This window comes from Citrobacter sp. Marseille-Q3906 (assembly GCF_916618775.1).
In the GTDB taxonomy this organism is placed as follows: domain Bacteria; phylum Pseudomonadota; class Gammaproteobacteria; order Enterobacterales; family Enterobacteriaceae; genus Citrobacter; species Citrobacter murliniae.
The window spans coordinates 639834-653303 of record NZ_CAKAKA010000001.1 but is presented as its reverse complement, the minus strand read 5'-3'; the positions used below and the strand labels follow the sequence as shown (position 1 = coordinate 653303).

Annotated in this window: 12 protein-coding genes; 9 read left to right on the top strand and 3 right to left on the bottom strand. The window is 50.9% G+C overall.

From position 1 onward, the window contains the following. The first annotated feature begins 176 nt into the window (after nucleotides 1–176). The 6 genes from LG384_RS03040 to opgB all read left to right on the top strand — a co-directional run bounded on the left by LG384_RS03040 (nucleotide 177) and on the right by opgB (nucleotide 5916). Nucleotides 177–953 (top strand): threonine/serine exporter ThrE family protein, encoded by a 777-nt coding sequence (locus LG384_RS03040; protein WP_045439439.1) that lies wholly within the window; start codon nucleotides 177–179, stop codon nucleotides 951–953. Beyond that, nucleotides 944–1417 carry a threonine/serine exporter gene (locus LG384_RS03035; RefSeq protein ID WP_045439436.1) on the top strand — a complete coding sequence of 158 codons (474 nt, stop codon included), beginning with the start codon at nucleotides 944–946 and terminating at the stop codon, nucleotides 1415–1417. Before LG384_RS03040 ends, LG384_RS03035 begins: the two co-directional genes overlap by 10 nt. Nucleotides 1418–1542: 125 nt before the next feature. Continuing rightward, a complete protein-coding gene (gene dnaT / locus LG384_RS03030) occupies nucleotides 1543–2082 on the top strand; it encodes a primosomal protein DnaT (RefSeq protein WP_200011365.1) in 540 nt (179 codons plus the stop codon). 2 nt (nucleotides 2083–2084) lie between these two features. Further along, nucleotides 2085–2822: a DNA replication protein DnaC gene (gene dnaC, locus LG384_RS03025; RefSeq protein ID WP_045439430.1), complete on the top strand. Its 738-nt coding sequence runs from the start codon at nucleotides 2085–2087 to the stop codon at nucleotides 2820–2822. A 70-nt stretch (nucleotides 2823–2892) separates the two neighbouring features. Continuing rightward, nucleotides 2893–3381, top strand: a complete 489-nt coding sequence (locus LG384_RS03020) for a DUF2501 domain-containing protein (RefSeq protein WP_045439427.1) — start codon at nucleotides 2893–2895, stop codon at nucleotides 3379–3381. 243 nt (nucleotides 3382–3624) lie between these two features. Next, on the top strand, nucleotides 3625–5916 hold the full coding sequence (gene opgB / locus LG384_RS03015) for a phosphatidylglycerol--membrane-oligosaccharide glycerophosphotransferase (RefSeq protein WP_225760436.1): 2292 nt from the start codon (nucleotides 3625–3627) through the stop codon (nucleotides 5914–5916). A 43-nt stretch (nucleotides 5917–5959) separates the two neighbouring features. On the opposite strand, the gene LG384_RS03010 is transcribed toward opgB, so the two are convergent. Both LG384_RS03010 and LG384_RS03005 read right to left on the bottom strand, forming a co-directional pair. Then, nucleotides 5960–7405: a tagaturonate reductase gene (locus LG384_RS03010; RefSeq protein ID WP_045439422.1), complete on the bottom strand. Its 1446-nt coding sequence runs from the start codon at nucleotides 7403–7405 to the stop codon at nucleotides 5960–5962. Nucleotides 7406–7418: 13 nt separating this feature from the next. After that, on the bottom strand, nucleotides 7419–8441 hold the full coding sequence (locus LG384_RS03005) for a zinc-binding alcohol dehydrogenase family protein (protein ID WP_045439419.1): 1023 nt from the start codon (nucleotides 8439–8441) through the stop codon (nucleotides 7419–7421). A 137-nt stretch (nucleotides 8442–8578) separates the two neighbouring features. Here LG384_RS03005 and LG384_RS03000 point away from each other — a divergent pair, with 137 nt between their 5' ends. The 3 genes from LG384_RS03000 (at nucleotide 8579) to LG384_RS02990 (ending at nucleotide 11650) form a co-directional block, all read left to right on the top strand. Further along, nucleotides 8579–9493 carry a GntR family transcriptional regulator gene (locus tag LG384_RS03000; protein WP_045439416.1) on the top strand — a complete coding sequence of 305 codons (915 nt, stop codon included), beginning with the start codon at nucleotides 8579–8581 and terminating at the stop codon, nucleotides 9491–9493. 214 nt (nucleotides 9494–9707) lie between these two features. Continuing rightward, nucleotides 9708–11069, top strand: coding sequence for an MFS transporter (locus tag LG384_RS02995; protein ID WP_045439413.1), 1362 nt, complete (start codon nucleotides 9708–9710; stop codon nucleotides 11067–11069). 65 nt (nucleotides 11070–11134) lie between these two features. Then, a complete protein-coding gene (locus LG384_RS02990) occupies nucleotides 11135–11650 on the top strand; it encodes a GNAT family N-acetyltransferase (RefSeq protein WP_225760435.1) in 516 nt (171 codons plus the stop codon). A gap of 40 nt (nucleotides 11651–11690) precedes the next feature. Here LG384_RS02990 and tsr read toward each other — a convergent pair whose 3' ends face one another. Beyond that, nucleotides 11691–13355, bottom strand: coding sequence for a methyl-accepting chemotaxis protein (tsr, locus tag LG384_RS02985; RefSeq protein ID WP_048222802.1), 1665 nt, complete (start codon nucleotides 13353–13355; stop codon nucleotides 11691–11693). Nucleotides 13356–13470 lie beyond the last annotated feature (115 nt).

Sequence of the window (13470 nt, the reverse complement as noted above, 5' to 3'; positions counted from 1 at the left end):
AACTTAAATTTTCACTCAATCGCTAAAACTAAATGTCGCTTCACATTCAGCAGACAAGCACGATGTCTCTTTTTTTCAACACAAATATTGATCTTAGCCAGAGCCATTGGGCTTATACTTCATGATAAAAGTAGACATTCGTCATTCAGAGAGCGTTTTTTCAGTCAGAGTGAGCTATGCAAACAGAGCAGTCGTCACAACGAACGGTTACACGGTTATGTATACAATGCGGGCTTTTTTTACTGCAACATGGGGCAGAAAGCGCACTGGTTGACGAGCTCTCCACCCGCCTTGGGCTGGCTCTTGGAATGGACAGCGTAGAAAGCGCCATATCATCTAACGCAATCGTCCTGACCACGATTAAAGACGGACAATGCCTGACATCGACCCGTAAAAATCACGATCGCGGCATTAATATGCACGTCGTTACGGAAGTGCAGCACATCGTTATTTTGGCAGAACACAAGCTACTGGATGACAAAGGTGTTGAGAAACGCTTTAGCCAAATTAAACCGCTGCGCTACCCAAGATGGCTGGTTGCTTTCATGGTCGGGTTATCCTGTGCCTGCTTTTGTAAGCTCAATAAGGGAGGATGGGATGGTGCCGTTATCACCTTTTTTGCCAGCATGATCGCCATGTACATTCGCCAAATTCTGGCCTCCCGGCATTTACATCCGCAAATCAACTTTTGTATCACCGCTTTTGTTGCCACAACGATATCTGGCCTGATGCTGACTCTGCCCACCTTTAATCACACGCCGACCGTGGCAATGGCAGCCAGCGTGCTGCTGCTGGTTCCGGGTTTCCCACTGATTAACTCCGTTGCAGATATGTTTAAAGGACACATTAATACCGGCCTTGCTCGCTGGGCTATTGCCAGTCTGCTCACACTGGCCACCTGCGTTGGCGTAGTGATGTCGATGACGATATGGGGGCTGCGAGGATGGGTGTGATGGATTTCATTTTTGCACTACTGCAGGATATGGTCCTGTCTGCAATTCCCGCCCTGGGGTTTGCCATGGTGTTTAACGTGCCTCATCGGGCACTCCCGTGGTGCGCCTTGCTCGGTGCGCTCGGGCACGGCTCGCGAATGGCTGTAATGACCGCAGGACTCAATATCGAATGGTCAACCTTTTTAGCTTCATTGCTCGTAGGTTGTATTGGGATCCAGTGGTCTCGCTGGTATCTGGCGCACCCGAAAGTCTTCACCGTCGCGGCGGTGATCCCGATGTTCCCCGGGATCTCGGCCTACACAGCCATGATATCCGCCGTAAAAATCGGTCATTTTGGTTACAGCGAAGCGCTGATGATCACCCTGCTGACCAACTTTCTGAAAGCTTCATCTATTGTGGGCGCACTCTCTATCGGGCTTTCAGTTCCGGGATTATGGCTGTATAGAAAGCGCCCGCGCGTATAACTGATTAACCTTCTTACAATCCAACGGATGGGGGCGACCTTCCCTCATCCTGCTGCTCTCCCTCTTCTCTGTGTTACTATAAAAGCAGTCCCCTTCTCGGTTGTTGTTCGGTATTGAGAAACATTATGTCCTGCAAAATTTTGACCCCGGACGTCATCAGCATTGACGCCTTATTACACGATCACAACGCGGTGCTGGCAAAGTCAGTAGGGGGTGCTGTGGCCGTTTTCGCCAATAACGCACCTGCCTTTTACGCGGTTACCCCTGCGCGGCTAGCTGAGCTATTGGCGCTTGAAGAGAAACTGTCACGTCCGGGAAGCGATGTAACGTTGGACGCGCAATTTTATGAAGAGCCGCAAGCCGCTCCTGTTACCGTGCCAATGGGGAAATTTGCGATGTACGCTGACTGGCAGCCAGACGCCGACTTTCAGCGACAGGCCGCCCTGTGGGGCGTGGCGTTGAGAGAGCCAGTCACCGCCGAAGAACTGGCTTCATTTGTTGCCTACTGGCAGGCGGAAGGTAAAGTCTTTCACCACATTCAGTGGCAACAAAAACTGGCGCGTAGCATACAGATTGGCCGGGCCAGCAATGGCGGGATGCCAAAGCGTGATGTAAATAGTGTCAGCGAACCTGACAGCCATATTCCACCAGGTTTTAGAGGATAACGATGAAAAACGTTGGCGACCTGATGAAACGTCTGCAAAAAATGATGCCACCCAATGTAAAGCCCGCGTTTAAAACGGGCGAGGAGTTGCTAGCATGGCAAAAAGAGCAAGGTGAAATTCGGGCTGCGGCGCTGGCTCGTGAGAACCGGGCAATGAAGATGCAGCGCACATTCAACCGTTCAGGTATCCGTCCCCTGCACCAAAACTGCTCGTTCGATAACTACCGGGTCGAGTGTGAAGGTCAAATGAATGCCCTGAGCAAAGCCCGCCAGTACGTTGACGAGTTTGATGGCAACATTGCCAGCTTTATCTTCTCCGGCAAACCCGGCACCGGAAAAAACCATCTGGCCGCAGCTATTTGCAACGAACTGCTGCTGCGCGGCAAGTCAGTACTGATCATTACTGTGGCTGATATTATGTCAGCGATGAAGGATACCTTCAGTAACCGTGAAACCAGCGAAGAACAACTGCTCAACGATCTCAGCAACGTGGATCTGCTGGTGATCGACGAAATCGGTATGCAGACCGAATCCCGCTATGAAAAAGTGATCATCAATCAGATCGTCGATCGTCGTTCTTCCTCCAAGCGCCCGACCGGCATGCTGACAAACAGCAATATGGATGAGATGAACAAACTGCTGGGTGAGCGCGTGATGGATCGTATGCGACTCGGCAACAGCCTGTGGGTCATTTTTAACTGGGAAAGTTACCGTAGCCGGGTTACTGGTAAAGAGTATTAAAGTATTGGGAACACTCCTAAGTGATCCAGCGCTATACTGCGCTGAAAAGGCATAACACGAGTGACCTGTAATGATGAAAGCAACAAAACGTCTTCTTTGCTGTGCGGTTGCCGCCAGCACACTAATCTCTACTGGCGTTTTCGCCGCCTCCTGGCAAGATTCGCTCTCCAGCGCTGCCAGTGAACTGAGTAAGCAAAGCACTGGCTCACAGAGCAGCACCTCACTCTCTTCCCTGACCAGCCTGCTGAGCAGTAATCAGTCGCTCACGTCGAACAGTATGAATAACGCGGCCGGTATTCTGGAATATTGTGCAAAACAGAAGCTCGCCTCGGTCACAGATACTGAAAACGTCAAAAACCAGGTTCTGGATAAGCTGGGGTTGGGAACGACGGAACAGAAAAAAGATACCAACTACCTGGATGGTATTCAGGGCCTGCTGAACGCCAAAGATGGTCAACAGCTTAACCTGGACACGATTGGTAACAGCTCGCTGGCAAAGCAAGTTAAAACCAAGGCCTGCGATCTAGTATTAAAACAGGGTATGAACTTTATTTCCTGATGTGATAAGCGCCGCGTACCGCCTTTTCCCGGCCTGCGCGGCTTCAATCTACTCTTCGAATCTGCTCCCCACTGACCACATAGTGATCCCCCTCAAAAACACGCATATCTAAACCAATTCTGAATAACAACGTAATTAAATGTCACTAGAATTGCAGCAATATAACAACGCTATTACATTGTACAGTCCAGAAATGATTAGCCTGCCAGGCAATTAATTGCCCGGCTTACTGAGGATCGTCCGTTGTCTGAATTATTCTCCATCGCTCTGTTTCTCGCTTCGGTATTGATTTACGCCTGGAAAGCGGGTCGCAACACCTGGTGGTTTGCCGCCATGTTAACGGTGCTGGGAATTTTTATTGTCTTAAATATCACACTGTATGCCAGCAACTATTTCACCGGAGATGGCATCAACGATGCGGTGCTCTATACGCTGACCAACAGCCTGACCGGCGCGGGCGTCAGCAAATATGTTCTTCCGGGTGTAGGGATTGCACTGGCGCTGACTGTCGTATTTGGCGCCCTGGGCTGGGTACTTCGCCGCCGTCGCCATCATCCTCATCACGTTGGCTACAGTCTGCTGGCCCTGATACTGGCACTGGCTTCCGTTGATGCCAGCCCGGCATTCCACCAGATAACCGAACTGGTCAAATCCCAGTCTCGCGATGGCGATCCGGACTTCACGGCGTATTACAAAGAGCCATCAAAAACGATCCCTAACCCGAAGCTGAACCTGGTTTATATCTACGGCGAAAGCCTGGAGCGTACCTATTTTAATAATGATGCGTTCCCGGACCTGACTCCGGAGCTGGGTGCATTAAAAAACGAAGGAATGGACTTCAGCAATACCATGCAGTTACCGGGTACGGATTACACCATCGCCGGAATGGTGGCCTCACAGTGTGGTATTCCGCTGTTTGCCCCGTTTGAAGGTAACGCTTCAGCATCAGTCTCCAGTTTCTTCCCACAAAATATCTGCCTGGGTGATATCCTGAAAAACTCCGGCTATCACAACTACTTTGTACAAGGTGCAAATCTGCGCTTTGCCGGAAAAGACGTCTTTCTGAAATCCCATGGTTTTGATTATCTGTACGGCGCGGAAGAGTTAAAAAGCGTGGTGGCAGACCCAGCATACCGTAACGACTGGGGTTTTTACGACGGCACCGTACTGGATGAGGCATGGAAAAAATTCGAAGAGCTTTCCCGCTCCGGCCAACGTTTTTCACTGTTCACACTGACGGTAGATACCCATCATCCGGATGGTTTCATCTCCCGTACCTGTAACCGCAAACGCTATGATATCGATGGTAAGGCGAACCAATCCTTTAGCGCAGTCAGTTGTAGCCAGGAAAATATTGCTGAATTTATCAATAAGATCAAAGCCTCACCGTGGTTTAAAGATACCGTTATCGTGGTCTCTTCCGATCACCTGGCGATGAACAACACCGCATGGAAGTATCTGAATAAGCAAGATCGCAACAATCTGTTCTTCGTTCTGCGTGGTGACAAGCCTCAGCAGGAGACGCTGGCCGTGAAACGTAACACCATGGATAACGGCGCAACGGTGCTGGATATTCTGGGCGGCGATAACTTTATCGGCCTCGGACGTAGCAGTTTGTCGAGCGAATCCGTATCGGAAGTGTTCCTGAATATCAAAGAAAAAATGCTGGCGTGGAAGCCCGATATCATTCGTCTGTGGAAGTTTCCCAAAGAGATAAAAGAGTTTACCGTCGATCAGGACAAAAACATGATCGCCTTCTCGGGGAGCCATTTCCGCCTGCCGCTGCTGCTGCGCGTATCAGACAAACGCGTTGAGCCGTTGCCGGAAAGTGAATACTCTGCCCCACTGCGCTTCCAGCTTGCTGATTTCGCCCCACGCGATAACTTTGTGTGGGTAGACCGCTGCTACAAAATGGCGCAGTTATGGGCACCAGAGCTGGCACTCTCTACCGACTGGTGCGTATCGCAGGGCCAGTTAGGCGGCCAGCAAATTGTACAGCACGTCGATAAAGCGAAATGGAAAGGTAAGACTGCGTTTAAAGATACAGTTATCGACATGGAGCGTTACAAAGGTAACGTCGATACGCTGAAAATTGTAGATAACGATATTCGTTACAAAGCCGACAGTTTTGTCTTTAACGTGGCAGGTGCGCCGGAAGAGGTGAAACAGTTTAGTGGGATTTCACGCCCCGAATCCTGGGGACGCTGGTCCAATGCGCAACTGAGCGAAGAGGTAAAAATCGAATACAAGGCTCCGTTGCCGAAGAAATTTGATCTGATCATCACCGCGAAAGCTTTCGGCGACAACGCCAACCGTCCTATTCCCGTACGCGTGGGCAACGAGGAGCAAACGCTGGTGCTAAGCCATGATATCAGCACCATCACGCTGCATTTTGATAACCCGGCAGATGCCAATACGCTGGTGATTGTCCCGCCCGACCCCGTCGCCACCAACGAGGGGAACATTCTGGGCCACTCGCCGCGTAAGCTGGGGATCGGGATGGTTGAAATTAAAGTTGTGGATTTACAAGGGTAAAAAAAACAGCGCCCAACACCACTCCGGGCGCTGCATGGCAACCTTAATCCAGACTTTGTACGGCGTGGCGCATTCCCTGCACCAGTATTAACTCCAGGTTTGCCGTCACCTGTTCGACAAGCCCTGGCAGCAATGTAAGATCTTGCCCCCAGTGAGTGGCATCACCGAGCACAACCATCACCAGCTCACGCAGCGTCAGGTCATTACCAATCCTCGGCCAGAGATCGGCATAGCGGCGGATCCACTGCTCATCATCCTGTAATGGATAATTCTCTCCCGCCCGTTCCCCGCGATAAAACGCGATTAACGCAGCCAGTGCAAACGTCAACCGCACCGGCCAGCGTGCATCTTGCTGCCCTGCCAGCAACTGCGGCAAAATACGTGTGCGAAATTTTGTCATCCCATTAAGCGCAATGGAGAGGAGCTGATGACGAATATAAGGGTTCTGAAAACGTCCACTAACCGCACCAGCAAATTCACGCAACTCATCGGCCGGAAGATCCAAAACAGGGATGACCTCCCTGTCAATTGCCTGCTCAACAAAGTGGCGTATATCAGCATCCTGCATCGCCTCACCAACGGTCTCCAGCCCACACAGCCAGGCCACAGGCACCAGTGCGGTATGAGCGCCGTTAAGAATGGCAACCTTACGTTCCTTGTACGGTTTAATATCGCTCACCACGCGGATATTTAACGGGCACTCCGCCAGTTTCAACTCTTCAGCCAGCCATAAAGGCCCCTGAATGACGAACAGGTAAAAATGCTCGGCTGTATCCAGAAATGCATCGTGATAACCCAGCGTTTGTTCCAGTGCCGCAGCTTCTTCACGTGGATAGCCTGTAACAATCCGGTCCACCAGTGTAGAACAGAAGGTATTCGCGGTTTCCACCCAGTCAGTAAACGCCGGAGAAAGCTGCCAGTCTCGCGCGTACTGCAATACCAGGGTTTTAAGCGCATCACCGTTATAGTCGATAAGCTCACAAGGAATAATCACCCAGCCCTTATCTGCCGCCCCGTCGAAATGGTTAAAGCGCTCCAGCAGCAGACGCGTCAGTTTGGCCGGAAAACTCACTGGCGGCGCATCATCGACGCTATCACCGGCGTGATAACTAATCCCCGCCTCCGTCGTGTTTGAAAATACAAAGCGGATGTCCGGATTGTGAGCCAACGCCAGATACGCCGTAAAATCCAGATACGGGTTGATCTCGTTATTCACCGAGCGGATTAGCCGTGCCTCACTCACCGCATCGCCCTGCTCATTCAATCCGCGAATGAGCGTGGTATATAACCCGTCCTGGGTATTCAGCGAAGGTGGAAAATCCGTATTAATCGGACGAACAATTGTCACTCCGGCCCGGAGATCTGTCTTCTCATTCAGGATATCCAGTTGCCAGTCGACAAACGCGCGCAGGAAGTTACCTTCACCAAACTGGATCACCCGCGTCGGATACCTTGCCCCAGGGAAATCTTGTCGATTCAATGTCTTCATCACAAAACCCTTCTCAGAACGTGATCACACCTTTGATTAATTCGCGGTTGTTAATCACATCCCGCTCGTAGATTTCCGCAAGCGTGGCAAACGCGTAACGGTGTGTGAGCATCATGTCAGCGGTCAGTTTGCCTTCAGACATCAGCCGCCCCACTTTGGCGAAATCTTCCGGCGTGGCGTTACGACTGCCCATCATGGTGGTTTCTTTCTTATGGAACTCAGGGTCAGAGAACTGCAAATCACCTTTGAACAGCCCAACAAAGACGATGCTGCCGCCGTGGCGAATCAAATTCACCGTATTGTTCATCGCATGCTGATTACCCGTCGCATCAATGACTTTTTGCGCCAGTGAACCACCAAACTGGGCACGTAGCTGCGCATCGAAATCTTCGGCAGCGGGATCGAGAACCGGAAGTCCCAACCGGGAGACAACATGTTCCCTGCGCGCGGGGCTGGTATCTGCCACCACTACCTGTGCGCCATCGGCTTTGGCAATTGCTGCCGCCCCAAGACCTATCGGCCCGGCCCCCACGACAAGAACCTGCTCACCTGGCATCACCGCCGCCCGGCGCACCGCATGTGCGCTGATAGCATACGGTTCAATCAGTGCAGCGGCATGTGGGTCAATTCCCTGCGCATCCAGCAGGTTCGTCACCGGAACGGACAAATACTCACTGAATCCACCATCCTGATGTACGCCAATCACCGAAATCTTCTCACAGCAGTTGGTACGCCCGCTCTGGCACGCCGGACACTGCTGACACGCGACGTAAGGAATAACTGCCACCTGCTGGCCCGTTTTCAGGTTTTGTATATTCTTACCCAGCCCAACAATCTCCCCGCATATTTCATGACCTAATACGCGTGGATAACTAAAAAATGGTTGGTTGCCTCCCCAGGCATGAATATCAGTCCCACAGATCCCGACAGACTTAATTTTTATTAATGCTTCACTTTCACCTGGAATAGGTATTTCACGCTCTTTCCAGACTAATTTTTTGGGTTCCTGGCAAATCAAAGTATTCATCGTAGACATGATTCGGCTCTCCTGTTTTTTTGTTGCCTCAGATATCAACGAAATTAAAAATGCAGGAGAAACCAGAAACATAATCTGTGAATCCCAGCGCATAAAAATGTTTTAAATCGGGTTTTAATAGGCAAAAAGGAGATTCCATGAGCCGTTCACAGAACTTACGCCACAATGTGATTAACCAGATAATCGATGATATGGCACGCGGTCATATCCCTTCCCCGCTGCCTTCGCAAAGCGCACTGGCGGAAATGTACAACATTAGTCGTACCACCGTACGCCACATGCTGAGCCATTTAGGCGAATGCGGCGTATTAACGCAGGTAGGAAGCCACTACGTTATCGTACGCAAACCCAACCATGAGGATGGTTTTTCGTGTACCACAGCCTCCATGACCGAGCAAAATCGAATTTTTGAGCAGGCATTTTTCACCATGATCAACCAGCGCCAATTGCGCGCAGGTGAAAGTTTTTCCGAGTTGCAGCTTGCCAGAGCCGCCGGCGTCAGCCCGGTAGTTGTACGGGAATATCTTTTAAAATTCGAACGTTACAATCTGATAAAGAATGAGAAGCGCGGTCAGTGGAGCATGAAGCAGTTCGATCAGGCCTACGCCGAACAACTGTTCGAATTGCGAGAAATGCTGGAAACACATTCCCTGCAACATTTCCTGAATCTGCCCGACGATGACCCGCGTTGGTTACAGGCAAAAACACTGCTTGAGCGCCATCGCATACTGCGCGACAGCATCGGCAGTAGCTTTCGTATGTTCTCGCAGTTAGATCGTGAGTTCCATGCTTTGCTGCTATCCGCCGCTGATAATATATTTTTTAATCAATCACTTGAAATTATCTCTGTGATTTTCCATTTCCACTATCAGTGGGATGAAAGCGACCTCAAGCAACGCAACATCATTGCCATTGATGAGCATATGACCATCCTCAGCGCGCTGATTTGCCGCAGCGACCTGGATGCTACCCTGGCACTCTGCAACCATTTGAATTCAGCCAAACAATCGATGATTCGCTCCATCAACCAAAGTAGCCACAACGCTCATTAAGAACAGATAAAAAACAGGAAATCATTACCGGGAGCACGATTCTATAAAAATAAAAACGCCAGAAAATACCTCTTGCCTATGCTCACGCTAAGTCGACTGCATTAAAAACTTTTGTGAGCGGTGATGAACAAATTGATTTGTCACTGGTATTTTTTCAATACTGCGCAACTGCACGTTGTGTAACAAATAATTTATTGAGGTTCAGGAGTCCGGCGTGGAAAAAAATAATATTACACTCGACCCAAGTTCTTCGTTTGACACGCCCTCATCTGCGGATATTAATGTTCCGCCTGAGGGCATGGTTCAACGCAGTAGTCGAATAAAACGTATTCAGACCACAGCAATGATTTTATTATTTTTTGCTGCGGTTATTAATTATCTCGACCGCAGTTCGTTGTCGGTAGCAAACTTAACTATTCGTGAAGAACTGGGACTCAGTGCAACGCAAATCGGCATCCTGTTGTCCGTGTTCTCTCTCGCTTATGGTATTGCGCAACTTCCCTGCGGCCCGCTGCTGGATCGTAAAGGTCCACGCATTATGTTGGGACTGGGTATGTTCTTCTGGTCGCTGTTTCAGGCGATGTCCGGCATGGTACACACCTTCACCCAGTTTGTACTGGTACGTATCGGGATGGGGATTGGCGAAGCGCCAATGAACCCATGCGGTGTGAAGGTAATCAACGACTGGTTTAACATCAAAGAGCGTGGCCGCCCGATGGGATTGTTCAACGCTGCCTCCACGATCGGTGTCGCCATTAGTCCGCCGATTTTGGCTGCGATGATGCTGGTCATGGGCTGGCGCTGGATGTTCATTACCATCGGTGTGCTGGGCATTTTCCTCGCCATTGGCTGGTATATGCTTTACCGGAACCGCGAACAAATTGAACTGAGCGCCACTGAACAAGCGTATCTGAATGCGGGGAGCGTCAATGCTCGTCGCGATCCACTGAGTTTTGCCGAATGGCGCAGCCTGTTCCGTAACCGCACTATGTGGGGCATGATGCTGGGCTTTAGCGGTATTAACTATACGGCATGGTTGTATCTGGCCTGGCTGCCGGGTTACCTGCAAACTTCTTATAACCTTGATTTAAAAAGCACCGGATTAATGGCGGCAATCCCATTCCTGTTTGGTGCAGCCGGGATGCTGATTAATGGCTTTGTCACCGACTGGCTGGTAAAAGGGGGTATGGCTCCCATTAAGAGCCGTAAGATTTGTATCATTGCCGGAATGTTCTGCTCGGCTGCATTCACCTTCGTAGTGCCGCAGGCAACAACGTCCATGGCTGCAGTTTTACTGATCGGGATGGCGCTGTTCTGCATCCACTTCGCCGGAACATCCTGCTGGGGACTAATCCACGTTGCGGTGGCTTCACGCATGACCGCCTCAGTGGGCAGCATCCAGAACTTTGCCAGCTTTATTTGTGCATCGTTCGCGCCGATCGTCACCGGATTTATTGTTGATACAACGAACTCTTTCCGTCTGGCGCTGATTATCTGCGGTTGCGTTACTATGGTAGGCGCGCTCGCTTACATCTTCCTGGTCCGCCAGCCAATTAGCGATCCACGTCAGGAGTAATTACCCCAATGATCCGGTAACAGCGCGTTACCGGATCGTAATCCCCCCCTGTTATACTTTCCCGCATGAATATACTTTTCCGTGATACCACCCTCGCTGATATCGCAACTCTGCCCGGCATTGAACGCTCAGCAGGACAGCGTTTTCTACACATACCCTCGCTTGCGTGGATCGCAGGCGATCACATCATTTCGCTCGAGCAACATCGGCAATATGTCTTACAACAGATGAGCTGGCTGGCGCTTGCGGATAATCACCCCGTTGGATTTTTACTGACAGAAGCGCAAGAGTCCTCGCTTTTCATTGCCGAAGTCTCTCTGCATCTGGAATGGCAGAGAAAGGGTATTGGTAGCGGATTGATTCACTATGTCGCGAACCAGGCGCGTGAGAAAGGTTATACATCGCTAACGCTGACTACCTTCCGCGATGTTCCATGGAATGCACCATTCTATGCCCGACTGGGGTTTGAGATGCTGGCCGACAATGCCCTTCCAGCGATGCTACACCAGAAAAGAGAAGAGGAAGTGGCGCATGGTCAGGTGTATGAATCACGCTGCGCCATGCGCCTGAAGCTGAGTTAGCTGCCCGGTAACCGGAAAAGTGACATCCAGCTACTTTTAGTTAAAACGTTTCCCAGTTCTCACCGGCATCCGTTACTGCAGCTTTACGCGGTTGAGCGGTGGTTGATACCGGTTTTGCTGCAGTAACATCACGCGCACGCTGTTGATCGTGCTGGATACGGAATACAGCAACAGCCTGAGTCAGACGGCTGGCCTGTTCTTCCAGTGCGGCAGCGGCAGCGGCGGATTCTTCCACCAGCGAGGCGTTCTGTTGCGTCACGCGATCCATTTCAGCAACGGCCAGACCAACCTGGTCGATACCACGGCTCTGCTCGTCAGATGCAGAGGCGATCTCACCCATAATATCGGTCACACGGGTTACCGCATTCACGATCTCATCCATGGTTTCACCGGCGCTTTCAACCAGCGTTGAGCCGACATCCACACGGCTGACCGAGTCTTCAATCAGGCTCTTGATCTCGCGCGCGGCCTGAGCACTACGCTGTGCCAGGTTACGGACTTCACCTGCGACTACCGCAAACCCACGTCCCTGTTCACCCGCACGTGCCGCTTCTACCGCCGCGTTGAGAGCCAGGATGTTAGTCTGGAAGGCAATACCATCGATAACACTAATAATGTCGGCGATTTTCTGCGAACTGGAAGCGATGTCACGCATGGTTTGCACCACGTTATCCACCACTTTCCCGCCTTTTTGCGCGGTTTCTGAGGCACTCAGCGCCAGATGGCTGGCCTGGCGCGCGTTTTCCGCGTTCTGCTTCACAGTCGCCGTCAACTCTTCCATGCTGGCCGCGGTTTCTTCCAGAGAGGCCGCCTGCTGCTCAGTACGTGAAGAGAGATCGTTATTGCCCATCGCAATCTCGCTGGCACCGCTGTAAATGGCGTTGGCGCCGTTACGCACATCGCCGACGGTGCTCATCAACTCACCCTGCATGTGACGCAAACTTTCTGCCAGTTGACCAATCTCGTTGGAACCTTCCACATCAATACGTTTCACCAAATCGCCGCTGGCAATATGACGAATGCTATCGATCAGTCGGTTCATCGGGGCAATAAGCGAAAGCTTAATACCAAACCAGACAGCGATAATTGCTGCCAGTACGGTAATCAATACACATACCAGCACCCACAGCGCCTGGCTGTAGGAACTGTTGTTGTCCTCAACCGCGATGTCATACAGGCGATCGTTCTGCTGCATGTAGCTCATATACTGCTTCTCAAAACCATCCTGATAGCTTTGAGTCGGTTGATCAAAGAACGCATTGATCTTCCCATCACCCAGCAACTGGATCAGCTCCGCCAGCGCACCGTGGTAGATATCATACGTGCGGTTGATCTCCTGGAAAGCGGCTTCGCTTTGACGCGGATCGCGTGGGAGCGATTCATAAATCGCCCAGTTTTTTTCCGTCAGTTTCAGCGCGGTGCTGGCTACCTGCATCAGTTCTGCAACGGTCGCACCGCTGCCAATATTGCTCTGATCCATCATGTAGCGAATGCCTGCCCGGTTAAGGGTATTTCGCGTTTGCAGCAATTCAACCCAGGTCGCATTCAGCGCAGACTGCTGCTGGCGAATAGTTTGCAGAACGGTAAAGTTCTCTTTGTCATTCTTTAATGAGTTAAAGAACAAACCCCCTGAGGCAAGCTGTAAAAGGCCAAACAGCGCCAGTACCAGCAATAGGCTGGTAACAATCTTCATTCGTTTTAACATGTTTTCTCTTTCCGCTAGACAGATGTCAGAATTTTCGGCCTGGAAAGCGAAAACTTTACGAATATCGTTCAAAAAGCAGATGTTCTGGCGACATCTGGCGCAGAAAAAAGCAGTA

What these genes read in the sequence shown, in the direction of transcription:
- LG384_RS02990 (WP_225760435.1), top strand. Translation starts at nt 11,135, where the DNA reads ATGAATATACTTTTCCGTGATACCACCCTCGCTGATATCGCAACTCTG.
- LG384_RS03005 (WP_045439419.1), bottom strand. Translation starts at nt 8,441, where the DNA reads ATGTCTACGATGAATACTTTGATTTGCCAGGAACCCAAAAAATTAGTC.
- LG384_RS03040 (WP_045439439.1), top strand. Translation starts at nt 177, where the DNA reads ATGCAAACAGAGCAGTCGTCACAACGAACGGTTACACGGTTATGTATA.
- dnaT (WP_200011365.1), top strand. Translation starts at nt 1,543, where the DNA reads ATGTCCTGCAAAATTTTGACCCCGGACGTCATCAGCATTGACGCCTTA.
- dnaC (WP_045439430.1), top strand. Translation starts at nt 2,085, where the DNA reads ATGAAAAACGTTGGCGACCTGATGAAACGTCTGCAAAAAATGATGCCA.
- LG384_RS03010 (WP_045439422.1), bottom strand. Translation starts at nt 7,405, where the DNA reads ATGAAGACATTGAATCGACAAGATTTCCCTGGGGCAAGGTATCCGACG.
- LG384_RS03000 (WP_045439416.1), top strand. Translation starts at nt 8,579, where the DNA reads ATGAGCCGTTCACAGAACTTACGCCACAATGTGATTAACCAGATAATC.
- tsr (WP_048222802.1), bottom strand. Translation starts at nt 13,355, where the DNA reads ATGTTAAAACGAATGAAGATTGTTACCAGCCTATTGCTGGTACTGGCG.
- LG384_RS03020 (WP_045439427.1), top strand. Translation starts at nt 2,893, where the DNA reads ATGATGAAAGCAACAAAACGTCTTCTTTGCTGTGCGGTTGCCGCCAGC.
- LG384_RS03035 (WP_045439436.1), top strand. Translation starts at nt 944, where the DNA reads ATGGGTGTGATGGATTTCATTTTTGCACTACTGCAGGATATGGTCCTG.